This window comes from Meridianimarinicoccus marinus (genome assembly GCF_040689105.1).
GTDB classification, from domain to species: Bacteria; Pseudomonadota; Alphaproteobacteria; order Rhodobacterales; family Rhodobacteraceae; genus Meridianimarinicoccus; species Meridianimarinicoccus marinus.
This window is the reverse complement of sequence record NZ_JBFBVU010000003.1, coordinates 231,779-255,331: the sequence shown is the minus strand read 5'-3', so window position 1 is coordinate 255,331 and position 23,553 is coordinate 231,779. Positions and strand designations below refer to the sequence as shown.

At 64.8% G+C, this 23,553-nt stretch carries 24 protein-coding genes; 16 read left to right on the top strand and 8 right to left on the bottom strand.

Features of this window, described 5'->3' with window-relative positions; translation table 11 throughout:
* Positions 1-16 precede the first annotated feature (16 nt).
* A complete protein-coding gene (gene recQ, locus AB0T83_RS04765) occupies positions 17-2,077 on the top strand; it encodes a DNA helicase RecQ (RefSeq protein ID WP_366191900.1) in 2,061 nt (686 codons plus the stop codon).
* 54 nt (positions 2,078-2,131) lie between these two features.
* On the top strand, positions 2,132-2,917 hold the full coding sequence (yaaA, locus tag AB0T83_RS04760) for a peroxide stress protein YaaA (RefSeq protein WP_366191920.1): 786 nt from the start codon (positions 2,132-2,134) through the stop codon (positions 2,915-2,917).
* Here yaaA and AB0T83_RS04755 read toward each other — a convergent pair.
* The 5 genes from AB0T83_RS04755 to AB0T83_RS04735 form a co-directional block, all read right to left on the bottom strand.
* A complete protein-coding gene (locus AB0T83_RS04755; RefSeq protein ID WP_366191899.1) occupies positions 2,914-5,166 on the bottom strand; it encodes a response regulator in 2,253 nt (750 codons plus the stop codon). The genes yaaA and AB0T83_RS04755 overlap by 4 nt on opposite strands.
* Before the next feature lie 82 nt (positions 5,167-5,248).
* The gene (locus AB0T83_RS04750; protein WP_366191898.1) at positions 5,249-6,424 is read right to left on the bottom strand and encodes an acetyl-CoA C-acyltransferase family protein; all 1,176 of its coding nucleotides are present in this window, start codon (positions 6,422-6,424) and stop codon (positions 5,249-5,251) included.
* Complete coding sequence (locus tag AB0T83_RS04745; RefSeq protein WP_366191897.1) at positions 6,424-7,323, bottom strand: metallophosphoesterase; 900 nt, start codon at positions 7,321-7,323, stop codon at positions 6,424-6,426. Before AB0T83_RS04745 ends, AB0T83_RS04750 begins: the two co-directional genes overlap by 1 nt.
* Before the next feature lie 165 nt (positions 7,324-7,488).
* The gene (serA, locus tag AB0T83_RS04740; protein ID WP_366191896.1) at positions 7,489-9,084 is read right to left on the bottom strand and encodes a phosphoglycerate dehydrogenase; all 1,596 of its coding nucleotides are present in this window, start codon (positions 9,082-9,084) and stop codon (positions 7,489-7,491) included.
* Positions 9,085-9,247: 163 nt separating this feature from the next.
* Positions 9,248-10,402, bottom strand: a complete 1,155-nt coding sequence (locus tag AB0T83_RS04735) for a phosphoserine transaminase (protein WP_366191895.1) — start codon at positions 10,400-10,402, stop codon at positions 9,248-9,250.
* Between the two features lie 292 nt (positions 10,403-10,694).
* Here AB0T83_RS04735 and AB0T83_RS04730 point away from each other — a divergent pair, with 292 nt between their 5' ends.
* From AB0T83_RS04730 to AB0T83_RS04690, 9 genes are all read left to right on the top strand, one after another.
* Positions 10,695-11,402 carry a helix-turn-helix domain-containing protein gene (locus tag AB0T83_RS04730; protein WP_366191894.1) on the top strand — a complete coding sequence of 236 codons (708 nt, stop codon included), beginning with the start codon at positions 10,695-10,697 and terminating at the stop codon, positions 11,400-11,402.
* Positions 11,389-11,766, top strand: a complete 378-nt coding sequence (locus AB0T83_RS04725) for a hypothetical protein (RefSeq protein ID WP_366191893.1) — start codon at positions 11,389-11,391, stop codon at positions 11,764-11,766. The genes AB0T83_RS04730 and AB0T83_RS04725 overlap by 14 nt, the downstream gene beginning before the upstream one ends.
* Positions 11,702-11,989 (top strand): phage terminase large subunit family protein, encoded by a 288-nt coding sequence (locus AB0T83_RS04720; protein WP_366191892.1) that lies wholly within the window; start codon positions 11,702-11,704, stop codon positions 11,987-11,989. Before AB0T83_RS04725 ends, AB0T83_RS04720 begins: the two co-directional genes overlap by 65 nt.
* Before the next feature lie 78 nt (positions 11,990-12,067).
* A complete protein-coding gene (locus AB0T83_RS04715; RefSeq protein WP_366191891.1) occupies positions 12,068-12,616 on the top strand; it encodes a phage portal protein in 549 nt (182 codons plus the stop codon).
* A complete protein-coding gene (locus tag AB0T83_RS04710; protein ID WP_366191890.1) occupies positions 12,613-12,765 on the top strand; it encodes a hypothetical protein in 153 nt (50 codons plus the stop codon). Before AB0T83_RS04715 ends, AB0T83_RS04710 begins: the two co-directional genes overlap by 4 nt.
* The gene (locus tag AB0T83_RS04705) at positions 12,762-13,286 is read left to right on the top strand and encodes an HK97 family phage prohead protease (RefSeq protein WP_366191919.1); all 525 of its coding nucleotides are present in this window, start codon (positions 12,762-12,764) and stop codon (positions 13,284-13,286) included. Before AB0T83_RS04710 ends, AB0T83_RS04705 begins: the two co-directional genes overlap by 4 nt.
* Positions 13,214-13,858: a phage major capsid protein gene (locus AB0T83_RS04700; RefSeq protein WP_494516539.1), complete on the top strand. Its 645-nt coding sequence runs from the start codon at positions 13,214-13,216 to the stop codon at positions 13,856-13,858. Before AB0T83_RS04705 ends, AB0T83_RS04700 begins: the two co-directional genes overlap by 73 nt.
* A gap of 215 nt (positions 13,859-14,073) precedes the next feature.
* Positions 14,074-15,261 carry a tyrosine-type recombinase/integrase gene (locus AB0T83_RS04695; protein WP_366191888.1) on the top strand — a complete coding sequence of 396 codons (1,188 nt, stop codon included), beginning with the start codon at positions 14,074-14,076 and terminating at the stop codon, positions 15,259-15,261.
* Between the two features lie 184 nt (positions 15,262-15,445).
* Entirely contained in the window at positions 15,446-16,267 is an 822-nt protein-coding gene (locus AB0T83_RS04690) for a c-type cytochrome (RefSeq protein WP_366191887.1), read from the top strand.
* Positions 16,268-16,271: 4 nt separating this feature from the next.
* Here the strand turns inward: AB0T83_RS04690 and AB0T83_RS04685 are convergent, their stop codons facing one another.
* Positions 16,272-17,213 (bottom strand): L-lactate dehydrogenase, encoded by a 942-nt coding sequence (locus AB0T83_RS04685; protein ID WP_366191886.1) that lies wholly within the window; start codon positions 17,211-17,213, stop codon positions 16,272-16,274.
* 449 nt (positions 17,214-17,662) lie between these two features.
* Here AB0T83_RS04685 and serB point away from each other — a divergent pair, with 449 nt between their 5' ends.
* From serB to AB0T83_RS04665, 4 genes are all read left to right on the top strand, one after another.
* Entirely contained in the window at positions 17,663-18,538 is an 876-nt protein-coding gene (gene serB / locus AB0T83_RS04680; protein WP_366191885.1) for a phosphoserine phosphatase SerB, read from the top strand.
* 139 nt (positions 18,539-18,677) lie between these two features.
* The gene (locus tag AB0T83_RS04675) at positions 18,678-19,202 is read left to right on the top strand and encodes an invasion associated locus B family protein (RefSeq protein ID WP_435891139.1); all 525 of its coding nucleotides are present in this window, start codon (positions 18,678-18,680) and stop codon (positions 19,200-19,202) included.
* A 124-nt stretch (positions 19,203-19,326) separates the two neighbouring features.
* Positions 19,327-20,505 carry a dual-specificity RNA methyltransferase RlmN gene (rlmN, locus tag AB0T83_RS04670; protein ID WP_366191884.1) on the top strand — a complete coding sequence of 393 codons (1,179 nt, stop codon included), beginning with the start codon at positions 19,327-19,329 and terminating at the stop codon, positions 20,503-20,505.
* A gap of 218 nt (positions 20,506-20,723) precedes the next feature.
* A complete protein-coding gene (locus AB0T83_RS04665) occupies positions 20,724-21,869 on the top strand; it encodes an alpha-hydroxy acid oxidase (protein ID WP_366191883.1) in 1,146 nt (381 codons plus the stop codon).
* A 68-nt stretch (positions 21,870-21,937) separates the two neighbouring features.
* Here the strand turns inward: AB0T83_RS04665 and idi are convergent, their stop codons facing one another.
* Positions 21,938-22,468, bottom strand: coding sequence for an isopentenyl-diphosphate Delta-isomerase (idi, locus tag AB0T83_RS04660; protein WP_366191882.1), 531 nt, complete (start codon positions 22,466-22,468; stop codon positions 21,938-21,940).
* Between the two features lie 218 nt (positions 22,469-22,686).
* Here idi and AB0T83_RS04655 point away from each other — a divergent pair, with 218 nt between their 5' ends.
* Entirely contained in the window at positions 22,687-23,109 is a 423-nt protein-coding gene (locus AB0T83_RS04655) for a c-type cytochrome (RefSeq protein WP_366191881.1), read from the top strand.
* Between the two features lie 134 nt (positions 23,110-23,243).
* On the opposite strand, the gene AB0T83_RS04650 is transcribed toward AB0T83_RS04655, so the two are convergent.
* A complete protein-coding gene (locus AB0T83_RS04650; RefSeq protein WP_366191880.1) occupies positions 23,244-23,549 on the bottom strand; it encodes an HNH endonuclease in 306 nt (101 codons plus the stop codon).
* Positions 23,550-23,553 lie beyond the last annotated feature (4 nt).

Sequence of the window (23,553 nt, the reverse complement as noted above, 5' to 3'; positions counted from 1 at the left end):
TCAAAGCGGTCGAGGCATGGCAGACGAGGCAGGCGAGCAGCTTGACGCGCTTTTGGCGCGGGTGTTCGGATTCAACGCGTTCCGACCCGGTCAGCGCGAGATTGTCGAGGCGGTGATCGCCGGGCGTGACACGCTGGCGATCATGCCCACTGGCGGCGGCAAATCCCTGTGTTTCCAGCTTCCTGCCCTGTGCCGCGACGGGGTGACGGTGGTGATCTCGCCGCTGATTGCCCTGATGCGCGACCAGGTTCGCTCGCTGCGCGAGGCGGGCGTTGTGGCCGGGGCGCTGACCTCGGGCAATACCGATGAAGAAACCGAGGCGGTGTTTCAGGCTTTGGACGACGGCTCGCTCAAGTTGCTGTATCTGGCCCCCGAACGGCTGGCCGCCACTGGCACCCAGGCCATGCTGCGCCGCATCGGCGTGTCGATGATCGCCGTGGACGAGGCGCATTGCGTCAGCCAATGGGGCCATGACTTCCGCCCCGACTACCTGCGGATCGGCGAATTGCGCGCCGAACTGGGGGTGCCGGTCGCGGCCTTCACCGCCACCGCCGATGCAGAAACCCGAGCCGAGATCGTCACCCGCCTGTTCGGCGGCGGCACACCGGACAGCTTTTTGCGCGGCTTCGACCGGCCGAACATCCACCTGGCCTTCGCCCCCAAGAACAGCCCGCGCCGCCAGATCATGGAGTTCGCCGCCGCGCGCCGGGGCCAGTCGGGCATTGTCTATTGCGGCACGCGAGCCAAGACCGAAAGCCTCGCCCGCGCGCTGGAGGCTGATGGCCATCTGGCCTGCGCCTATCACGGTGGCATGGCGGCCGAGGATCGCCGGCTGGTCGAAACCCGGTTCCAGCGCGACGACGGGTTGATCGTGGTGGCCACGGTGGCCTTCGGCATGGGCATCGACAAGCCCGATATCCGCTGGGTGGCCCATGCGGATCTGCCGAAATCCATCGAAGCCTACTATCAGGAAATCGGTCGCGCCGGGCGCGATGGCGCGCCCGCCGAAACCCTGACCCTGTTCGGCGCCGATGACATCCGCTTTCGCCGCACCCAGATCGACGAAAGCCCGGCGCCTTCCGACCGCCGCAGCGCCGATCATGGCCGCCTGAACGCGCTTCTGGGGCTGGCCGAGGCGCACGCGTGCCGCCGCAAGACCCTGCTGGGCTACTTCGGCGAGGAGTCCTCCGCCTGCGGGCATTGCGACCTCTGCGACCGTCCGCCGGAACTGATCGACGGCACCGATGCGGTGCGCAAGGCGCTGTCCGCGGCGCTGAGGACCGAGGAACGCTTTGGCGCCGGGCATCTGATCGACATTTTGACCGGCACCGCCACCGATAAAGTGCGCGAGCGCGGCCATGACGGGCTGCCGACCTTCGGGGTGGGCAGGGAGTTCTCGAAATCCCAGTGGCAGGCGCTGTTCCGGCAGATGATGGGGCTGGACCTGATGCGCCCCGACCCCGAACGCTATGGCGCGCTGCGCATGACCGAGGCCGCGCGCCCGGTGCTGAAGGGCGAACAGTCCGTGACCCTGCGCAAGGATGCCATGGCGCGGACGGCCGAGCGGCGCCCGGCGGTCAAGGCGCTGGTGTCCGAGGCCGATGCGCCGCTGCTGTCGGCGCTGAAAGCCAAGCGGCGGGCGCTGGCCGAGGCCGCAAATGTCCCGGCCTATGTGATTTTCCCCGACCGCACCCTGATCGAAATGGCCGAGACCCGCCCGCGCAGTCTGGATGACATGGCGCGGGTCAACGGGGTCGGCGCGAAGAAGCTGGAACGCTATGGCGCGCTGTTCCTAGAGGTGATCGCGGGCGAGGCCCCCACCGAGCAGCACCCGGCGCGGCGCAAGCTGGCGGGCCGCGACTCCGGGCCCCTGTTCGACAAGTTGCAGGAAGCGCAGGCGGCCCTGTTGCGGGGGGCGATGGGCACGGAAAAACCGCTCAGCTGCTCGGCGGGTGAACTGGCCAAGGTCGCCGCGGCGCGGCCTTCGGATGCGGATCGATTGGCGGCGCTGATCGGCCCGGCCAAGACCGAACGCTTTGGCCCGGCCTTTCTGACCCTGCTGCACGCCGCTGAATGACTAGACAAGCGTTGCGAACCGCCTAGGTCCCTGCGCAGAAGGAAAGGAATGCCGATGCTGGTTGTTGTCTCTCCCGCGAAGCGTCTGGACTGGGCAGCGGTCGATGCGCCCGTCGCCACTGCGCCCGATTTTCAGGGTGACGCGACCTATCTGGCCGGGGTCGCCGGGAAGTTGTCGAAACCGCAGCTTGAAAAGCTGATGTCCATCAGCCCCAAGCTGGCCGCATTGAACCATGACCGGTTCCGCGCGTTCCATGCCGCGCCCGAGGCTGACGTCACGCGGCCCGCGATGCACGCCTTTGCCGGGGATACCTATCAGGGGTTGGACGCGGCCAGCCTCGATGCGGATGCGCAGTCCTATGCGCGGGATCACCTGCGGATCCTGTCGGGTTTGTACGGCGTGTTGCGTCCCTTCGACGGCATCCAGCCCTATCGCCTTGAAATGGGATCGCGGCTGAAGACCCGCGCCGGCGGGACGCTTTATGCCTATTGGGGCGACCGGATTGCCGGGGCGCTGGCGGCCCAAGCCGAGGTTACGGGCAGCCGCGTGTTGGTGAATTGCGCCAGTGTCGAGTATTTCTCGGCGGTGGATCTGGCGGCATTGAACCTGCCGGTGGTGACACCGGTTTTCATGGAGACGCGCGGCGGCGCCCCCAGGATCGTCAGCTTCTACGCCAAGAAGGCCCGTGGGGCGATGGCGCGCTTCATCGTGGAAAACCGGTTGCGCGATGCCGAAGCCCTGCGTGATTTCAACACAGGTGGCTATGCCTATGATGCCGGGCGCAGCACCCCCGACAAACCGGTATTTCTGCGCGACGAGGCGGCGGCGCTGGCGGCCTAGCCCGCCGTCACCGACAGGCCGCCCGGTGCAAGTTCTTCGATCTTGTCGCAGATGGCGGTCTTGCGCAGGGGTTTGGTCAGGTAGTGGTCGATACCTGCCGCCATGATCTCATCGGCATCGCCGGCCATGGCGTGGGCGGTCAAGGCACAGATCGGGGTGCGGGGCGCGCCGGTGTTCGCCTCGATCTCGCGGATCTTTTGCGTTGCTTCCTTACCATCCATCTCGGGCATCGAGATGTCCATGAAGATCATGTGCGGGCGGAAATCCTGATAGGCGGCGACGGCTTCACGCCCGTTGTTGGCAAACCGTAGGTCGATGGCCAGATCCTGCACCATCTTGCGGAATACCAGTTGGTTGGTGCGATTGTCCTCGGCGGCCAGCACCCGCAGGAGATCCGCAGATTCGGTCGGCTCGGTCGCGACGGACTCGGGCACCGGCATCACGGGCGCGGGCGGTTCAGGCTCGGGCGTCGCGGCTGGCAGGGTCACCCCAAGGGCGCCGATCTTCTGGAACAGGTCGCGGCGCAACAGCGGCTTTTGCAGGATCGCGGTGACGCCTTGCATCCTTGGATCGCCGTCCAGCTGCCCCGGTTCCGAGCACAGCAACAGGATCGGTCCGCGTTCGCCCCGGTCCCGCAGCGCCTGCACCAGCGCCAGCCCGTCGGTGCCCGGCGGCTTGTGATCGCTGATGATCAGGTCGACACTGTTGGGCGGGTCGGCCAGCGCCTCCTCGGCCGAGCGGCGAGTCGTCACCCGCAAGCCCATCATGGAAAGCTGCCGGTCCAGGATCATGCGGTTGATGTCCTGTGCATCGATGACCAGCGCGGTGCGCAGATCGGTGTTGTGCGGCGGGGAGGGGGTGTCGGCGCCTTCGTCCAGCGGCAGGGTAATGCGAAACCCGAAGCAGGAGCCTTCACCTTCGACCGATTCGACCCAGAGCTCGCCCCCCATCAGCGCCACCAGCTTCTGGGTGATGGCCAGCCCCAGTCCGGTGCCTTCGAACTTGCGATTGCGCTCGTCCTCCACCTGGTTGAACTCGCCGAAGATGTGATCGACCTTGTCCGCGGGAATGCCGATGCCGGTGTCCTCGACCGTGATGTGCAGTCTTTGCTGATCTGACCCGTCCTCGTCACCGATGCCGGTCACGCGGATCATGACGTGGCCTTGGGTGGTGAATTTCACCGCGTTGCCCAGAAGGTTGGTCAGGATCTGCCGGATGCGCCCCGGATCGCCCACATAACGGGTCGGCAGGAACATGTCGAAATCGAGCATCAGCTCGATCCCCTTTTCCTGCACAGAAGGCTTCAGCAGCAGCAGCACCTCGGTGATCGTGCGTTCCAGGTCGAAGGGTTCGGGCTGCAGCGTCAGCTTCTCGGCCTCGATCTTGGAGTAATCCAGCACGTCGTTGATGATCACCAGCAGAGTCTCGCCCGAGCCGCGGATGGTTTCGGCGAACAGGCGCTGTTCCTCGGTCAGGTCGGTGTCGCACAGCAGGTCGGCCATGCCGATGACTCCGTTCATCGGGGTGCGGATCTCGTGGCTCATGTTGGCGAGGAAGGCGGATTTGGCGCGGCTGGCGGATTCGGCGCGGGTGCGTTCCTCCTTCAGCTTTTCCTCGTAGCGGATGGTTTCGGTGATGTTCAGGGCCAGGCTGACCATGTCGCCGTCGCGGGCGCGCCGGTCCAGGAACTTGACATAGCGTTCGTCCCACAGTTTGACCGTCAGTGGTTCGATCCGGTCCTGCTGCCAGCGTCCCGCCATCCGGGCCTGCCACGCCGATGGGTCCTCGAACCCGATATCGACCAGCCCCTCTTCGACAACGATTTCAAGAATATCCTGATAGGTGGCCCCGGGCCGGATGCATTCCAGCCCGTCGAACATGGCCATATAGGCGCGGTTGGCGATCACCAGCTGGTTGCGCGCGTTGAACACGGCAAACCCGTCCTGGATGGTTTCCAGGGCTTCCCACAGCCGCCGTTCGGCCTTGTCCGCCTGCTTGTTGGCTTTCTGAAGATCGGCGCGAACCTGGGTGTTCTCGCCCTTCAGTTCCTCGGCCTCGGTGCGATAGGTCTGCGCCTCGGCGCTTTTGACAACCACCTGGTCGGACAGCTTGCGGGCGTGTTCCGACAACTGGCGGTTGGCCGAGAACAATTCCTTGCTCTTGTGCTCCAGCAGCCGTTCGGCGGCCAGACGGGCGCGCCGTTCCTGCGCCAGAAGCGCGGATAAGTCCGGGCCGCCATGTTCCGTCATGCTTCACTCGTTCCATCAACCAGCGATGATCGTGGAACAGGAAGGTGAACAGACCCTGAACGCGGCCCGGACTCAGAGGGTTTTAGAGGCGTTCGAAGGCGATCGCGATGCCTTGGCCGCCGCCGATGCACATGGTGCACAGCGCGCGTTTGCCGCCGGTGCGCTCAAGCTCGTACAGCGCCTTGACGATCAGGATGGCACCGGTGGCGCCGACCGGGTGACCGAGGGCAATGGCGCCGCCATTGGGGTTCACCTTGGCCGGATCGAAACCGAGACCCTTGTTCACGGCCAGAGCCTGTGCCGCGAAGGCCTCGTTGCTTTCGATCACGTCGAAGTCGTCGGCGGTCAGGCCGGTCTTCTCCAGCAGCTTCTGCACGGCCGGAACCGGGCCGATGCCCATGACCTCGGGACGCACACCGGCGTGCGCATAGCCCAGGATCCTGGCTTTCGGCTTCAGACCGGCGGCCTCGGCGGCGTCGGCACGGGCCAGAACGATGGCAGCAGCCCCGTCGTTGATGCCCGAGGCGTTGCCGGCGGTGACAGATCCGTCCTTCTTGAACACGGCACGCAGTCCGCCCAGTTTTTCAAGCGTGGTGCCCTTGGGGTGTTCGTCGGTGGCGAAATCGACCATGTCGCGCTTCACCTTGACCTGCACCGGCACGATCTGGCTTTCGAAACGGCCCTCGGCGATGGCCTTGGCGGCGCGCTCCTGGCTTTCCAGCGCGAAAGCGTCCTGCTGTTCGCGGGTGATCTGGTTCTGGGCGGCCACGTTTTCGGCGGTGACGCCCATGTGGCCGGTGCCGAAGGGGCAGGTCAGGGTGCCGACCATCATGTCGACGGCGGTGGTGTCGCCCATCTTCTGACCCCAGCGTGCTGCGGGCAGAACATAGGGTCCGCGCGACATATTCTCGGCGCCGCCGGCCAGACCGAAGTCGGCATCTCCCAGCGCCAGCGACTGGATCACCGAAATGGCGGCCTGCATGCCCGAGCCGCACAGGCGGTTCACGTTCAGCGCCGGGGTTTCTTGCGGAATGCCCGCTTCCATCGCGGTGACGCGCGACAGGTACATGTCCCGCGGTTCGGCATTGATGACGTGGCCCATGACCACATGGCCGATCTTCTCGGGTGCAACGCCAGAGCGTTCGATTGCGGCCTTGGCCGCGGTGGCGCCGAGCGTGGTGGCCGGAGTGTTGGCCAGGCTGCCGCCGAAAGTGCCGATGGCGGTACGTGCGCCATCCAGAATTACGATATCGGACATCAGGAATCCCCCCTTGGGTCCATTGGTGAAAATACCTCGATCAGAGTGATCTCGGGTGGCACGCCGAAGCGGAACGGAAAGCCGGAATAACCCAGGCCTGTGGACACGATCATGTGCCGGTCCTCTTCGACAATATGACCGATCGCGTAACGATCGCCATATCTGGAAGGTGTTGCGGGACGTCGCCCGAACACCGTGAACTGGCCGCCATGAGTATGCCCGCTGATCTGCAGCATGGGCCGGGGGTCACCCGCTGCAAAGTAATCGGGCTCATGGGCCAGCAGTATCGAGGGCGCGCCTTGAGGGACTTTTGAAAAGGCGGCCTCGGCATCCGCATACCCCATCCGCCGTTTGCCCCGACCGCGTTGCGTGTCGAGGGAAACCAGCCAGAAAGGATATCCGGAATGGGAAAGCTCGACCGCATCGTTGCGGACAAGCTGCATGTCGTTGTCGGCGAAAGCCTGGATGATGCTGTTGCTCTGGCCGTTGCTGGCGCGGTCCAGCGGGCAGTCCTCGCGGTCATGGTTGCCCATGATCGCATGAACGCCCAGCGGCGCGGTCAGCGGCTTGAACAGCGGCACGATTTCATCGGCCACCAGATGATCGCACATCATCTTGCGATCGGGCAGCAGGTCGCCGGCCAGCACGATCAGATCGGCCTCCAACGTGCTGGTGTAGGCGACGATCTGCGCGATCCGTTCGGGCGAAACCCAGGGCCGGCAGACGTGCGGATCGGCCAGCACCGCGATGCGCAGGGCCGGGGCTTTCCAGTCGGGCAGCGCCAGCCTGTGCAGGGTCAGACCCGGCAAACCCCACAGCCCGACACGGCCCTTGGCGGGCCGGGCGGGCGGCGCCGGGGCCCAGGGGGCCCGCGCCAGCGATGTGGACAGTTTGCACATGCGAAACACGGATCATGTCCGGACGCCTGCCACAAGTCGCGAGTTGCCGCAGAGGCACATGTGACGCACATCAAGGCAGACGCCGCTGCCGGACCCGGGCCGGGCATGTAAAAAGGGCCCTGGAGCTTGCCGGGGCGCTTGTGATCAGGTCGCGGGGGCCTGTGGTCAGGCCGTTGCGAAGTGCAGCGGGCGAACCTGCTGGAACATGCCGGTGGCGGTCAGCTTGTCCAGAACATCGACCGGGGGCTGTTCGTCGAGATACAGCAGCGCGATGGCGTCGCCGCCCGCCTCGGTTCGACCCAGGGTAAAGTTGGCGATGTTGACGTTGTTCTCGCCCAGCGTCTTGCCCAGGGTGCCGATGATCCCGGCCACATCGTTGTTGGTGGTGTAGAGCATGTGCTCGCCCACCTCGGCGTCGATGTTGATGCCCTTGATCTGGATGAAGCGCGGCTTGCCGTCGCTGAACACGGTGCCGGCGATGGTGCGGGTCTTGGCCTCGGTCTCGATGGTCAGCTTGATGTAGGCATCGAAGACGCCCGACTTCTTCTGCGTGGTGCGCGAGATCTGGATGCCGCGCTCCTCGGCGATGACCGGGGCGGAGACCATGTTCACATCCGGGTTGGTGGCCTTCATGAAGCCCGCAATCGCGGCACAGTTCAGCGCGTCGAGGTTCATTTCCGCAACGCGGCCGTCATAGAGGATGTTGATCGCCTTGACCGGTTCGTCCGAGATCTGGCCGACGAATGCGCCCAGATCCTCGGCCAGCTTGACCCAGGGGCCCATCACGGCGGCTTCCTCGGCGGTGACCGACGGCATGTTCAGTGCGTTCTGCACGGCGCCAGTCAGCAGGTAGTCGGCCATCTGTTCGGCCACCTGCAGGGCGACATTTTCCTGCGCCTCGGTGGTGGCCGCGCCCAGGTGCGGGGTGCAGACCACGTTGGGCAGGTTGAACAGCGGATTCTCGGTCGCCGGTTCCACCGAGAACACGTCGAAGGCGGCCCCGGCCACATGACCCGACTTCAGCGCCTCGGCGAGGGCGACCTCGTCCACCAGACCGCCACGGGCGCAGTTGATGATACGCACGCCCTTCTTGGTCTTGGCGATGGCCTCGCGCGACAGGATGTTGGCGGTCTTCTCGGTTTTCGGGACGTGCAGAGTGATGAAATCGGCGCGGGCCAGAAGCTCGTCGAGGCTGACCTTGGTCACGCCCAGTTTCTTGGCGCGTTCGTCGCCAAGGAAGGGATCATAGGCGATGACCTTCATCTTCAGGCCGACGGCGCGGTCGCAGACGATGCCGCCGATGTTGCCGGCACCGATGACGCCCAGGGTCTTGCCGGTCAGCTCGACGCCCATGAACTTGGACTTTTCCCATTTGCCGGCGTGGGTCGAGGCGCTGGCCTCGGGGATCTGGCGGGCCACGGCGAACATCATCGCGATGGCGTGCTCGGCGGTTGTGATCATGTTGCCGAAGGGCGTGTTCATCACGATCACGCCTTGCTTCGAGGCCACCGGAATGTCGACATTGTCGACCCCGATGCCGGCGCGGCCCACGACCTTGAGGTTGGTGGCGGCTGCGAGAACCTTCTCGGTGACCTTGGTGGCCGAGCGGATGGCGAGGCCGTCATACTGGCCGATGACCTCGAGCAGACGCTCCTTGTCCTTGCCGAGGCCGGGTTCGAAATCGACCTCGATGCCGCGGTCGCGGAAGATCTGGACGGCGGTTTCGCTGAGTTTGTCGGAGACGAGAACTTTGGGTGCCATGGGGCGGTCCTTCGTGAATTTTCGGCGGCTGGAAACCGTCTGGCTTGCGTCTGGCCGGTGTATGGCAGGCGAAACCGTCGGGGATGGCCGCAGGATCAGGGGGAAAGGGCGGGACCGGGGGCGCTGCCCCCGGACCCCCGGAGTGTTTCTGACAAGAAAAAGATCAGGCGGTTTCGGAGAGGGCCGCGAGTTCTGCTTCATAGGCCCATTCGATCCAGGGCATCAGGGCGGCCACATCGGCAGCTTCCACCGTGCCGCCGCACCAGATGCGCAGGCCCGCCGGGGCGTCGCGATAGGCGCCCAGGTCGAGACCGGCGTTTTCCGCTTCCAGCCGCTTGGTCACCGCCTTGGCGAAGGCCGCGGTGTCGGCGATGGCCGGGTTGGTGAACTTCAGGCAGACGCTGGTGGTCGAGCGGGTGGCCGGGTCGGTGGCCAGGAAGTCGATCCAGTCGCGGCTGGCGACGAAGGCGTCGATGGCCGCGAAATTGGCATCGGCACGGGCGATCAGGCCCTTCAGGCCGCCGACGGATTTCGCCCAGTTCAGGGCCACAAGGTAGTCTTCGACGCAGAGCATCGAGGGGGTGTTGATGGTGGCGCCGGTAAAGATGCCGTCGATCAGCTTGCCGCCCTTGGTCAGGCGGAAGATCTTGGGCAGCGGCCAGGCGGGGGTGTAGCTTTCGAGCCGTTCGACCGCGCGCGGGCTGAGGATCAGCATGCCGTGGGCCGCTTCGCCGCCCAGAACCTTCTGCCAGGAGAAGGTGGTGACATCGAGCTTGTCCCAGGGCAGGTCCATGGCGAAACAGGCCGAGGTGGCGTCACAGAGGGTAAGACCGGCGCGGTCGGCCGGGATCACCTCGCCCGAGGCCACGCGCACGCCAGAGGTGGTGCCGTTCCAGGTGAAGACCACGTCCTGGTCATAGTCCAGCGCGGTCATGTCCACGATCTCGCCATAGTCGGCGATATGGGTGGTGGCCTCGATCTTCAGCTGCTTGACCACATCGGTGACCCAGCCGGCGCCGAAGCTTTCCCAGGCGACCATCTGGACCGGGCGTTCGCCCAACAGCGACCACATGGCCATTTCCATGGCGCCGGTGTCGGAGGCGGGCACGATGCCGATCTTGTAGTCGGCGGGGATGCCGAGGATCTCGCGGGTGGTTTCGATCGCCTCTTTCAGCTTCGCCTTGCCGATGGCGGCACGGTGCGAGCGGCCCAGCGGGGCATCTTTCAGGGCGTCGAGGGTAAAGTCAGGGTTCTTCGCGCAGGGGCCCGAAGAAAAACGCGGGTTAGCCGGCCGCGTGGCCGGAGTCGATGTGACCATTGCTGGTATCCTTACAGATATCTGCCCCTCGTTGGGGAGGGGTGTCCCGCTGCGGGCACTACGACTCCCCTGTAAAAAAAGCAAGTACCAATAGCGTCTTCAATACAGGTTCGTGCAAAGCCGTGCAGAACGATACAAGAACAAACCGGTTTGTGCGACACAAAATTGACACAAAACATTCTCGGAAAATTCTCGTGTAAGCAGAAGAATGCCCCGGTGCAGAGGCAACCGGAGCCAATAGGAAAGAAAAGGCTCTCAGCTTTCGATCAACCGGTTCGAATGGATCAAGGCCGTGTTGCAGGTCGAGGGCTTGTCGCCGACCGCCAAGACCGTTGCGGGTGCCCTGGCCATCCAGTTTGCCAATGATGAGACCGGTCGCCTCAACCCGTCACAGGCGACCCTTGCCGACTATCTCAAGGTTCACCGAGACACCTTCAAACGCGCCCTGCGTAAGCCGCGGAACGCCGGTTGGCTCATGTCGTTCGGCGACGGTGGACACGGCAATGCCCCGGAAATGCGGCTGCTCAGCCCCTCGAAGATCGTGCCGTTCCGACGCGAAAAGGGGGGAGAAATTGCCCCGGTCAACGCCCCTGAAAGGGGGGCGGATTTGCCCCCCCAACGTACAAAAAGGGGGGGAGGATTTGCAGCGAAAGGGGGGAGGAATTACCCCCCGCTATATAAGGATAAACAATCTTTAGAACAAAAGGGTGCAGCCCTTGATCAGTTCGCCTCTACCAGGTTCGAGGGGAACGCCTTTGACGGGCTTGTCGTGATCCCTTCGAGGAAGTGGGATGGCTTGAACGAATGGGCCGAGTGGCTCGCGGGCAAGGGCTTCCCGGAGCTGTGCAATCGCCCGGTCATCCATCGCGGGGAAAATGGGGAACGGTTCTACCGCCTGCCTTCGAAGAAGCCACCGACAACCGAAAGGGGGCAGCGCCAAGCCGTTGAGTTCTTCGCAGCGCTGGTTGATGGCGGTGAGGTGCTCCATGCAGCGCAGTGATCGACGTCAGGCCCAACGCCCCAGCGAACAGATCGCAGAGTTGGTGCAGCGCATTGGCGGCAAGGTTTTGTGCACGCTTCTGGACATTTCCTCTGGCGCGCTGAGCGAGTTGAAGGCCAAGGGCATCGCGGTTCACCTGGGCCATGATGCCTACGACCTGTGCGCCACGATGGGCGGCTATGTCCGCCACCTGAGGGCCATGGCGGCACAGTGGGGCAACGAGGATCAGGCCGCCAACCTGACTGCAGAGAGGGCGCAACACGCTTCTGTCGCGGCGCTTTGCCGGTGGATCGCTGAAGGTGGTTGCGGCCAAGGCATCGCGCAACCTGCGCCGGCACAACGTGCGATTCCTGCTGATGGATGAGGTCGACGGGATGGCGCCGACGCCCGAAGGATCGCCCCTGATGCTGGCCGAAAAGCGCACGCTGGGCTTTCCGGACCGCAAGATCATCCTTGGATCAACGCCTGTGCTGGAAGACACCAGCCACGTCTTGCGCGCCTACGCCCAGTCGGATCAGCGGATATTCGAGGTGCCTTGCCCGGATTGCGGCACCTTCACCGAGATCCAATGGGGGCAGATCAGCTAGCCCGAAGGCGATCCCGGCGCGGCCTTCTGGTGCTGCCCGCATTGCGCGGCCGAGATTGCCGAACGGCACAAGCCGGACATGGTCGCCGCCGGTCATTGGCGCGCCACGCGGCCCGAGATCGAAGGCCACGCGGGCTTTCGCATGAATGCCCTGATCAGCCAGGGGCAGTCACAGGCCGTTGAGTTCCTTCGCGCCCAGGATCGCGAGATTGCCGCCGGTGCTGGCCTGACCTTCGAGGCGCTGACCGGCGACCTGGGCGACGCGAACTACAGCTCCGCCCGCGTCGGACTGTTGGAGTTCCGCCGCCGCGCCGAAATGCTGCAACGCAACCTGATCGAAGGCCAGTTCCTGCGCCCGCTGTGGCGGCGCTGGATCGACATTCAGGTGCTTGCCGGGGCGATCCCCCCGGACCCGGCCTCACTCAGCGACTATCGCGACGTGCGCTTCGTGCCGCCGGGCTGGCAGTGGGTCGATCCGCGCAACGAGGCCGAAGCCGATATCGCCGCCATCAACGCCGGTTTGAAAAGCCGCGAAGTGGTGGTTGCCGCCCGTGGCCGCGACATTGACGAGCTGAATGCCGAGATCGATCGCGACCAGGTCCGCCAATCCGAAGGGGCAAAAGAATGACCATTCAACTTCGTGCGGCCACGCCGCGACCGACCAGCTTTGACCCGGACGCCCGCACCATCGAGGCCATTGTTTCCACGGGGGCCGACACGGTGCGCCCCGGCTTCATCGAGCGGCTGGACCTTACCGGCGCGGACATTCCCGCCTGATAGGCGGGCCCGTCCTGGACGGCCACCGCAGCGGCACCACAAGCGACCAGCTGGGCGTTGTCGAGAAGGCAGAGATCCGCCCCGAAGGGCTTTGGGTCCAGCTTCGGTTCCGCAGCAGCGAAGCGGCACAACAGGTCACGGCGGACATTTCAGACGGCACGCTGCGCGCCCTGTCCGTTGGATATACGGTTTCCGAGTGGCTGGACGGACGCGAGGGCAAGAACCGAACCCGCACCGCCAAGAAGTGGACACTGCTTGAGGTGTCTATCGTCACGATGCCCGCCGATCCCGGTGCGCATTTCAGAAATGGAGACGGCCCTATGAGCCAGCAAGAACAAATCACCGAGCAACAGGACCAGGGCGACGTAATGACCCGCGCGCAGATGAACGCGGAGAAGCGCCGCAGCTTGAGAAGGTCTCCGAAGGGGGCGAGTTCAAGCACGGCACCATCGAGGAATCTGCCGAGCTTTACTGCGTCGACACCTTCGGCAAGATCTTCGGCATCTCGCGCCAGGCGCTGATCAATGACGACCTGGGCGCTTTCACGCAGATCCCGGCCAAGATGGGCACTGCCGCTCGCGCCTTCGAGGCGCAGCAACTGGTGGCCAAGCTGATCGCAAACCCGAACATGAGCGACGGCGATCCGGTCTTCGATGCCAACCACGCCAATGTCACGGCAGCAGCAGCGCCCAGCCTGACGACGCTCAGCGCCGCACGGCTGGCCATGCGCAAGCAGACCGGCCTTGCTGGCGAGACGATCGACGTGACGCCGCGCTTCGTGGTGGTTCCACCGGATCTGGAAACCACCGCCGAACAGGTTCTGGCCGAGATCGCCGCGACCAAGACGGCGGACGCCAACCCGTTCGCCAACCTGACCCTGATCGTTGAGCCGCGCCTCACCGATCCCGCCGCCTGGTATGTCGCCGCTGATCCGGCTGTGATCGACGGGCTGGAATACGCCTATCTGGAAGGCGCGCCGGGGCCGCAGATCGAAACCCGGCAGGGCTTCGAGGTGGACGGCGTACAGATCAAGGTGCGCCTCGACTTCGGCGCGGGGTGGGTCGATCACCGCGGCTGGCACAAGGTGGGCTGATAGCCGTCTCTGCAACCGAACTGGACGCCCTTCGTGACGCGCTGATCAAGGCCCGCGCGAAGAGCGTGCGCGGCGTCCAGATGGGAGACGAGCGGCTTGAATACCGCTCAGATGCCGAGGGCCGCAGCCATCGCGGACCTTGATGCCCGCATCCGAAGCGCCTCACGCACCCGCCCGTCAACCGTGCGGTTTTCCAGCTCGAAGGGGTTTGACGCATGGACCGTATCTGGGAAACCAACGACTTGGCCCGCGATCCGGGGTATGACGGTGCGACGCCAGCCTTCTGGAAGTTCTGCGAAGACAAGGGATTGAAGCCTATCCACGGCAAGCCCTTCGCTTTTGATGCAAGGTACGTTTCTCATGGAGGCTATGAAGTGTCGCTCAACCTCTACCCGCGCGGACGGATCTGGCACTATAGCGGCACCATTGACGGGCAGCGGCTTCGAGGATCTACAAAGACGTCTGACAAGGAAAAAGCCAAAAGGGTCGCGGCGGAAATCGAGCACCTCGCGTGGCAGCGTCGTTTTGATGGACCGGGCGCGGGGCTGACCATGGCCCAGGTCTTTATGGCGTACCTGGACGCGGGCAGATCAGACCGCTTCCTGTTGAAGCTGGCCGAATACTGGAAGGATACGCCTGTCGAGAAGATCAAAGCTGAGACGATCCGCCGAGCCGCGCGAGAAATTTATCCGAACGCAGGCGAACCGACATGGAATCGACAAGTGATCAAGCCCACGCAAGCCGCGATCAACTATGCCGCCGAACTTGGCTGGTGTCAGAAAATCTCAGTGAAGCGATACACCGAAAACCCCGAGGAAAAGACCCCGGCCACGTTGGAATGGGTAACGGCCTTCGCTGAACAGGCTATCAGGGATGGCCTGCCGCATTTGGGGGCGCTTTGCCTGTTCATGTTCGGCACGGCCGCGCGGGTAGGCGAATCCTGCCGTCTTGTCTGGGGCGACGTGGATTTGTCCGCCGGGACCGCGATCCTGCGGTTGTTCAAACCCACACCATGGACGCGCACGGCGCACTTGCCGCCCGAGGTGGTCGCGGCGTTGGCGAATATCCCGTCGAACCGAAAACAGGAAGACTGGGTGTTCGGGTCTGCGGGGCGTGGCAGCGTCCGGGGGCCGTGGAACAACGTCTGCAAGCGGGCTGAAATCGAACGGCTGACTCCGCACTGCTGCCGACACGGGTTCGCCACGTCGATGCTGCACAGGGGTTTTGACCCGAAGACCGTGGCCGAGCGCGGCGGCTGGAAAGATGCCACAACCGTTCTGCGGACTTACGCCCACGCCATGAGCGATCCGACCGTCACCAACGCGCTTTTTGACACGGAATTGACGCAGCGCAACGGCAATAATCACGCAACTAACTGTAATAAAAGGAAGAAAATGCCATGACTTCTGCCCCTCGTTGGGAGGGGTGTCCCGCTGCCGCGTATAGTAGGGCTGGGATCGGCCTGGCAAGGGGGATCTTGGGCCAGCGGCGGTTTCGACCGTCTAGGCCGGCGGGTCGGGAATCCTGTTCTTAGGGCGCGGACCGATTCGGTGATACGGTTTGCCCGTTCATAAGGGGAGAAATGAGATGTTGAAGCAGATTTTTGGAGTATTGGGGGCCGTTCTTCCGATCTCGGGCGCGATGGCCGAAACGCCGGTGGAACGCGGCGCCTATCTTGTCGAGGGGCCGGCGGCCTGCGGCAACTGTCACACCGCGCCGATGCCGGGGGCGCCGGCCTATGGCGGCGCGGAGATTCCCGAGCACGGCTTCGTGGCGCAGGTACCGAACATCACCCCGGCCAGCCGCATTGCGGATTGGAGTGACGCGGAGCTGGCCCGCGCGATCCGCGAGGGCATCCGGCCCGACGGATCGGTGATCGGTCCGCCGATGCCCATCGGTCTGTACCGGCAGTTGAGCGATTCCGATCTGGCCGCCATCGTGGCCTATGTCCGCACGCTGGAGCCGGTCGAAACCCCGTTCAAGGCCACCGAGTATCCCTTCGATCTGCCGCCCGCCTATGGGCCGCCCATCGACAGTGTGGCGGAGATGGCGCCAGAGGTGTCGGTGGAATATGGCGCCTATCTGGCGGGGCCGGTGGCGCATTGCATCGAATGCCATTCGCTGAAGGACGGACGCCCGGACATCGCGGGCAACCTTGGCGGCGGCGGCCATGCCTGGGAGGGGCCCTGGGGCGTCTCGGTCGCGGCCAATCTGACCAGCCACGCGGATGGCTTGGCGAATTACAGCGATGCCGAGATCAAGGCGATGATCTCGCAGGGGGTGCGGCCCGACGGGTCGCCGATGAAGCCGCCCATGGGCTATCCGTATTATGCGCGGATGAGCGAGACCGACCTGGATGCCATCGTGATGTATCTGCGGACCTTGCCGCCGCTGCCGGACGCGCAATAGCGCCTCAGAGCGGCTGCAGCGGCACCGATTCCAGCGTCTGTTTCAGCAGGCGGGCGCTGTCGGCCAGCGCGGCCTGTTCGCTTGTGTCGAGGTCGGGCACCAGTTCCGCCTCGACCCCGTCGCGGCCCAGAACGCGGGGCAGCGACAGGGGCACGCCGTGGACGCCGACGATCTGCGTGGTCATGGTGGACACAGAATGGACCGAGCGTTCGTTGCCGTTGATCGCGGCCACCAGTCGGGCCAGCGCCGCGCCGATGCCGTGATAGGTCGCACCCTTGCCTTCGATGATGGCATAGGCGGCGCGGCGGACGCCGGTGTCGATCTTTTCCCGGATCTCTAAGGTCAGCGGGCGGCCGGTCTGGGCGGCGGCGGCATCCAGCGTCAGGGCGCCGACGCGGGCCGAGGACCAGGCCAGAACCTCGCTGTCGCCATGTTCGCCCAGCACATAGGCATGGACCGAGCGCGGCGCCACATTCAGGGCGCGGGCCAGAAGATCGCGGAAGCGGGCGCTGTCGAGCGTGGTGCCGGAACCGATGACGCGCGCGGGGGGCTGGCCGGTCAATCGCGCGGTGATGCCGGTCATCACGTCCACCGGATTGGTGGCCACCAGCAGGATTGCCTGCGGTGCGACGGTCATGGTTTCGGACAGCACGGCACGAAACACGGCGGCATTGCGGCCGAGCAGATCAAGCCGTGTCTCGCCGGGTTTCTGTGACACGCCGGCGGCGATGATGATGACAGAGGCGCCGGCCAGATCGGCATAGCCGCCCGAGCGCACCTGCGTGGCGGCGGCAAAGGGCATGGCGTGGGCAATATCGTCGGCCTGCGCGCGCGCAAGGGCCGCGTTCTGATCGACCAGGACGATTTCGGAAACATGGCCCATCAGGGCCACGGCATAGGCGGCGGTGGATCCCACCATTCCCGCGCCAACGATTCCCAATTTCATGGCGGTTCCCCTGTTTCGGCGCCGTTAGCGCAATCAAGACAGGGGTACGACAGCCGCGGACAAAGCGTCAGGCGGCGCAAGGTCACGGGCCAACACTCGGCCCGTGCGGTTCAGCGACGGACGATGCTGACGGGCGAGTAGAAGGTGCTGGTGAGGCGTTCGCCCCAGATCTTGACCAGAGCTTCATAGGTAATACGTGGAATCGGCATGGGTGCCTCCGGTTTGCGACTGATATGTTAGGTAACTAAATTAAAATGTTTGCGCATGCAATAGTACTAAAGTTGCACGCTGAATTTTCCAGACACTGTGTCCGCAGCGCATGCGTGTCGACTGGCGCTTGTCAGAGGCCGTCATTTCACCACAGTCCGGCCAATTGCGCGACACGGCCTCTGGCCTGCCGTGGCCGTGCGTGATCTATGGCGCGGCAAGCCAAGGATGGAGCCGTTTCGATGCAAGTTGTCACCCTTCTGACCTCTCCCGCTGCCCCGGCGCTGGATCGCGCCACGGTCGAGGCGCTGCGCGATGCCTGGGGCGGCGGCGAAGCGCGCTGGCTGGCGGAAGGCGAGGCGGCGGAGTTCACGGTAACCGCCCTGCCCAACAACTTCTGGCAGGTCTGGGAAGATCTTCAGACGCGCCGCATCGACATGCTGGGCCAGCCCCTGGCGGGGCGCGAGAAGAAGATGCTGCTGGCCGATATGGACAGCACCATGATCGATCAGGAATGTATCGACGAACTGGCCGATCTGGCCGGGGTCGGGGACCGGGTCAGCGAGATCACCGCGCGGGCGATGAACGGAGAGCTGGATTTCGAAGGAGCGCTGACCGAGCGTCTGGGCCTGCTGACCGGGCTGGACGCTGGGATTGTCGACCGGGTCTATGTCGACCGCATCACGCTGGCCGCCGGGGGCAAGGCGCTGGTGGCGACGATGAAGGCGCGCGGGGCCTATGCGGCGCTGGTGTCGGGCGGGTTCACGGCCTTCACCGAAAAGGTCGCCGCCGATCTGGGGTTTGACGAGCATCGCGCCAATGTGCTGGGCGTGGCAGGGGGCAAGCTGACCGGCGTGCCGGTGCAGCCGATCCTGGGGCGCGAGGCCAAGATCGCCGCGCTGGAAGACATCACCGCCCGTCTGGGCCTGTCGGAAGCACAGGTGATGGCCGTGGGCGACGGCGCCAACGACCTTGGCATGCTGGGCCGTGCCGGGGCCGGGGTGGCGCTGCATGCCAAGCCGTCGGTTGCCGCGCAATGCGACCTGCGGATCAACCATGGCGATCTGACGGCGCTGCTCTATATCCAAGGCGTGGCCCGGTCTGAATTTGTCGGCTGAGACCGGCTCACATCCCCGCGATTGCTCTTTCGGGGGGGCAGTCTTTTGGTTAAGCTGACCGGCGAGGAAACGGGGCCGGCAGGCCGGGTCAACCGGCAAACGCGCCCCGTACGAAGCAGAGTGCTGGAGGCGAAGGGTGATGAACGCAGCGATCCGGTCAGGTCTGGCAGCGGTCCTTTGTATGGCCGCAAGCATGGCCATGGCGCAGAACGAGGCCACGCGTGTGGCGGCGAAGTCGGACTGGAGCATTTTTGCCGAGGAAGACCCCAAACAGTGCTGGGTTGTCTCGGCCCCCAGGGAAACGGTGAACACGCGGGACGGGCGCGTCGTGGCGGTGCGCCGTGGCGATATCTACATGTTCGTGTCGTTCTGGCCGGGCAGCGACAAGCTGGGCGAGGTGTCCTTCCAGGGCGGCTATCCTTTCGCGCCGGGCTCGACCGTGGCCATGCAGGTGGGTGATTCGAAATTCGAGCTGTTCACCGATGGCGAAATGGCCTGGGCGGCCACGCCCGAGGATGATCGCCGCATCGCCACCGCCCTGAAGCGGGGCGTCGAGGCGGTGATCACCGGACGGTCGTCGCGCGGCACCACCACCAAGGACACTTTCTCGCTGATCGGCTTTACCGCCGCTTACGACGACGCGATGACCCGCTGCGGCGGCTGATCGCGTATCCCGGCCCTTGACCCTGTCGCCCCTGCACACAGGTTTGGGGGCGTTAGCCTGTGGATACTTTTCAAAACCGCTGTGAGGCGCTATGTAGCGGTCTGCCCTGTCCGAAAGATCCGCCATGACCGCCACCGCGCCCATCACGCAAGACGTTCTGACCCTGCCGCGCAAGCTGCCGCAGGACGGCAAGATGAACCTTGTCGGCCTGACCCGTCCGGCCCTGCAAGAGGCGCTGGTGGTTGCCGGCACGCCCGAGCGTCAGGGCAAGATGCGGATGAACCAGGTCTGGCAGTGGATCTATCAGAAGGGTGCGCGCGACTTCGACCTGATGACCAATCTGGCGAAACCCTATCGCGCGCTGCTGGCCGAGAACTTCGTGGTCGAGGTGCCCGAGATCGTCAGCAAGCAGGTGTCGGACGACGGCACCCGGAAATACCTTGTCCGCATCGCCGGGGGACATGAGGTCGAGACCGTCTATATCCCCGAGGAAGATCGCGGCACCCTGTGCGTGTCCAGCCAGGTCGGCTGCACCCTGACCTGTTCGTTCTGCCACACCGGCACGCAAAAGCTGGTGCGCAATCTGACGCCGGGCGAGATCGTCGGCCAGATCCTGCTGGCGCGCGACGATCTGGGCGAATGGCCGGAACCGGGTCGCAATCCCAAGGATGAAACGCGGCTGCTGTCCAACATCGTGCTGATGGGCATGGGCGAACCGCTGTACAATTTCGAAGCCGTGCGCGACGCCATGAAGATCGCCATGGATCCCGAGGGCATCAGCCTGAGCCGTCGCCGCATCACCCTGTCCACCAGCGGCGTGGTGCCCGAGATCGCCCGCACCGCCGAGGAAATCGGCTGCATGCTGGCGATCAGCTTCCATGCCACCACCGACGAGGTGCGCGACCGGCTGGTGCCGATCAACAAGAAATGGAACATCGCCGAGCTTCTGGACAGCCTGCGCGCCTATCCCAAGCTCAGCAATTCCGAGCGGATCACCTTTGAATACGTGATGCTGCAAGGGGTGAACGACAGCGACGAAGACGCCCGCCGTTTGATCAAATTGATCGAGGGCATCCCGGCCAAGATCAACCTGATCCCCTTCAACGAATGGCCCGGTGCGCCCTACAAGCGGTCGTCGAACAACCGCATCCGGGCCTTCGCCGACATCATCTACAAGGCCGGCTACGCCAGCCCGATCCGCACCCCGCGTGGCGAGGATATCATGGCGGCCTGCGGGCAGCTCAAATCCGCCTCCGAACGGGCCCGCAACGCCCGCCGCGCGGATCAATCCGCCGCCGAATAGCGCGCGCGCCAAGCCCCTGACTTGCTGCCCGACCGGCGCCGCGCGACCTTCGCGCCGGCGCCGGTGTGCGTTTTGGGGGACGGATTCGGGCAAACTGACCCAGTGGCAGGTTTCGCGCTGGCTTTTTCGGTAAAATTGGTAAATTAAAGTTACCAGTACGACGGAGTCACGGAATCCCCGCAGGGGCGGCGGGTCCGGCCCCGGAAGAGGAGCGCCGAATGGGTCTGAACCAATGTCATAATTTTCACGACTTCCGAAAGCTGGCCAAGCGCCGGCTGCCGGGGCCGATCTTTAACTATATCGACGGCGGCGCCGACGATGAGGTGACGCTGCGCCAGAACACCAGCAGCATCGAAACCTGCGATCTGGTGCCCAACGTGCTGCGCGGGGTTGGCGACGTGGATCTGTCGGTGACGGTGATGGGGCAGAAACTGGCGATGCCCTTCTATTGTTCGCCCACGGCACTGCAACGCCTGTTCCACCACGAGGGCGAGCGCGCCGTGGCGGCGGCGGCGGCGAAATACGGCACCATGTTCGGGGTCTCGTCGCTGGGCACCGTCAGCCTCGAGGAGCTGCGCAAGAAGCACGACACCCCGCAGGTCTATCAGTTCTATTTCCACAAGGATCGCGGGCTGAACAAGGTGATGATGGATCGCGCCAAGGCGGCCGGGGTCGAGGTGATGATGCTGACCGTGGACAGCATCACCGGCGGCAACCGCGAACGCGACCTGCGCACCGGGTTCTCGATTCCGTTCAAACTGACTCTGAACGGCATGTACGAATTCGCGCGCAAGCCCATGTGGGGCATCAACTATGTCACCCACGAAAGCTTCAAGCTGCCGCAACTGGATGATCACGTGGACATGAGCGGCGGCGCCAAGTCGATCGGCAGCTATTTCACCGACATGCTGGACCCGACGATGACCTGGGATGACGTGGCCGAAATGGTGCGCGACTGGGACGGGCAGTTCTGCCTGAAGGGCATCATGTCGGTGGCCGACGCCCGGCGCGCGGTCGAGATCGGCTGCACCGGCATCATCCTGTCGAACCACGGCGGGCGGCAGCTGGACGGCTCGCGCACACCGTTCGACCAATTGTCAGAGATTGTGGATGCGGTGGGCGATGAGATCGACGTCATCATGGACAGCGGCATCCAGCGCGGCACCCATGTGCTCAAGGCGCTGTCGCTGGGCGCCAAGGCCGTCGGCGGCGGCAGGTTCTACCTGTATCCGCTGGCCGCGGCCGGGCAGCCGGGGGTCGAGCGCGCGCTCGGCCTGATGAAGGCCGAGCTTGAGCGCGGCATGCGGCTGATGGGCTGCACCTCGGTGTCCGAGTTGAGCCGCGACAATCTGCGGTTCCGGTGAGCGTGGTCCTTCGGGCCGGACCCTGACCATAGCCGGACCTGCCAGGTGGTGGCTCCGGCGCCTTGGCCTCAGACCCGCAGCATCGATCCGAAGATCGTGTCGGAGTGCTTTTCCAGATAGATCCGCAGCCATGGCGTGAACCGCGCCGGGCGGCGGGCAACCTCGGCCATCAGGTCATAGAGGCCGATCCATTCCACCTGCATCACCTCGTGCGGATTGGGCGTGACCTTCAGGCTTTTCGAGGCGGTGGCCATGAAGATGTCGACCTCCTCGTGCTCGATCATGCCGTTGCCCACCTGCGCGCGGTATTCCACGCGGTCGCGCTTGGCCGGGTAGATGCCGGTGATGCCCAGTTCTTCCTTCAGGCGGCGCACGGCGCAATCGGCGGGGCTTTCGCCCCATTTGGGATGGGTGCAGCAGGTGTTCGCCCACAGCCCCGGCGTATGGTATTTCGACATCGCCCGGCGCTGGATCAGGATGTTCTGCCCATCGACGATGAACACCGACACGGCCTTGTGCCGGAGACCGCGCTTGTGCACCTCCAGCTTCTCGACCGGCGTCAGGGTGCCGTCTACCCAGGCGGGAATCATGTCTGTCATCGGTCTGGGTCAGATGCGATCGGGCTGCGGGTCTGGCGAGGGCTGTTGGCAATGATGTAAGCGTGTTGTCGCGCATCTTGCACGAAGGCATCATGACACAGGGGCGGCGCGACGCGGGGCATGGTCCCAAGGTCGTGTTGAACGCCGGCGGAATCCGCGCGATTTCAAGGCTCAGATCACCGGACACCGGTGCAGACACCCACCGAAAGGAGCCCGCCATGAACACCCCCCTTGTCGCTGCCGCCCTTGCGACCCTGTGCGCCACACCGCTGCTGGCCGAAGGCGATGTTACCACCGGCGAAAAGGCCTTTCGCAAATGTGTCGCCTGCCATGTGGTGGTGAACGACGCAGGCGAAACGCTTGCGGGTAAGAAGGCCAGCACCGGCCCGAACCTTTACGGGGTTGCCGGACGCGCGGCCAGCACGGTCGAAGGCTTCAAGTATTCCGCACCGGCCCTGCAACTGGGCGAAGCCGGGGTGGTCTGGGACGAAGCCAACTTCACTGCATTCGTGCAGGATCCCACCGCCTATCTGCGCGCCACGCTGGACGATGGTGCGGCGCGGTCGAAGATGACCTTCAGGGTGCGCAAGGAACAGGAAGCCGCCGACCTCTATGCCTATCTGGCCAGCCTGTCGGACTGAGACGGCGCGCGCCAATTCCCTTCTTCTTGGCGGAAATACTCAAACTGCGCCGCGCAGCGGCGCCCGGCCCAACGCCTCGCGGCCGCCAGGTCGGAAGGGGGCGGGAGCCTTCCCGTCGGGAGTCCAAATCCCGGTTACGGGCGCCGCCGCCGCGGCCCCGGCGTGCGCGACCTGAAATCAGGCGGCCGCCGGGCCACCCAGCCGATGAATTTCGCCAGCCGGGGATGGCCGCGCAGGGCCTCGACGGTGTTGTAGTTGCGTGCCAGCTCGGCCTCTGTCAGGGTCGCGTGAATTTCGGAATGGCAGATCTGGTGCAACAGTACCGTCGGGCCTCCCTTGCCGCCTTTGAGCTTCGGGATCAGGTGGTGACGGCTTTGCGGCACCCCCTTCGGGATCGGGCGGCCGCACAGCGGGCACAGCGGTTCGGTCGGATCGGTCATGGGG

Excerpts from the sequence above, each read along its gene's own strand:
- recQ (WP_366191900.1), top strand. The coding sequence starts at position 17 with ATGGCAGACGAGGCAGGCGAGCAGCTTGACGCGCTTTTGGCGCGGGTG.
- yaaA (WP_366191920.1), top strand. The coding sequence starts at position 2,132 with ATGCTGGTTGTTGTCTCTCCCGCGAAGCGTCTGGACTGGGCAGCGGTC.
- AB0T83_RS04755 (WP_366191899.1), bottom strand. The coding sequence starts at position 5,166 with ATGACGGAACATGGCGGCCCGGACTTATCCGCGCTTCTGGCGCAGGAA.
- AB0T83_RS04750 (WP_366191898.1), bottom strand. The coding sequence starts at position 6,424 with ATGTCCGATATCGTAATTCTGGATGGCGCACGTACCGCCATCGGCACT.
- AB0T83_RS04745 (WP_366191897.1), bottom strand. The coding sequence starts at position 7,323 with ATGTGCAAACTGTCCACATCGCTGGCGCGGGCCCCCTGGGCCCCGGCG.
- serA (WP_366191896.1), bottom strand. The coding sequence starts at position 9,084 with ATGGCACCCAAAGTTCTCGTCTCCGACAAACTCAGCGAAACCGCCGTC.
- AB0T83_RS04735 (WP_366191895.1), bottom strand. The coding sequence starts at position 10,402 with ATGGTCACATCGACTCCGGCCACGCGGCCGGCTAACCCGCGTTTTTCT.
- AB0T83_RS04725 (WP_366191893.1), top strand. The coding sequence starts at position 11,389 with ATGCAGCGCAGTGATCGACGTCAGGCCCAACGCCCCAGCGAACAGATC.
- AB0T83_RS04715 (WP_366191891.1), top strand. The coding sequence starts at position 12,068 with ATGGTCGCCGCCGGTCATTGGCGCGCCACGCGGCCCGAGATCGAAGGC.
- AB0T83_RS04710 (WP_366191890.1), top strand. The coding sequence starts at position 12,613 with ATGACCATTCAACTTCGTGCGGCCACGCCGCGACCGACCAGCTTTGAC.
- AB0T83_RS04695 (WP_366191888.1), top strand. The coding sequence starts at position 14,074 with ATGGACCGTATCTGGGAAACCAACGACTTGGCCCGCGATCCGGGGTAT.
- AB0T83_RS04690 (WP_366191887.1), top strand. The coding sequence starts at position 15,446 with ATGTTGAAGCAGATTTTTGGAGTATTGGGGGCCGTTCTTCCGATCTCG.
- AB0T83_RS04685 (WP_366191886.1), bottom strand. The coding sequence starts at position 17,213 with ATGAAATTGGGAATCGTTGGCGCGGGAATGGTGGGATCCACCGCCGCC.
- serB (WP_366191885.1), top strand. The coding sequence starts at position 17,663 with ATGCAAGTTGTCACCCTTCTGACCTCTCCCGCTGCCCCGGCGCTGGAT.
- AB0T83_RS04675 (WP_435891139.1), top strand. The coding sequence starts at position 18,678 with ATGAACGCAGCGATCCGGTCAGGTCTGGCAGCGGTCCTTTGTATGGCC.
- rlmN (WP_366191884.1), top strand. The coding sequence starts at position 19,327 with ATGACCGCCACCGCGCCCATCACGCAAGACGTTCTGACCCTGCCGCGC.
- AB0T83_RS04665 (WP_366191883.1), top strand. The coding sequence starts at position 20,724 with ATGGGTCTGAACCAATGTCATAATTTTCACGACTTCCGAAAGCTGGCC.
- idi (WP_366191882.1), bottom strand. The coding sequence starts at position 22,468 with ATGACAGACATGATTCCCGCCTGGGTAGACGGCACCCTGACGCCGGTC.
- AB0T83_RS04655 (WP_366191881.1), top strand. The coding sequence starts at position 22,687 with ATGAACACCCCCCTTGTCGCTGCCGCCCTTGCGACCCTGTGCGCCACA.
- AB0T83_RS04650 (WP_366191880.1), bottom strand. The coding sequence starts at position 23,549 with ATGACCGATCCGACCGAACCGCTGTGCCCGCTGTGCGGCCGCCCGATC.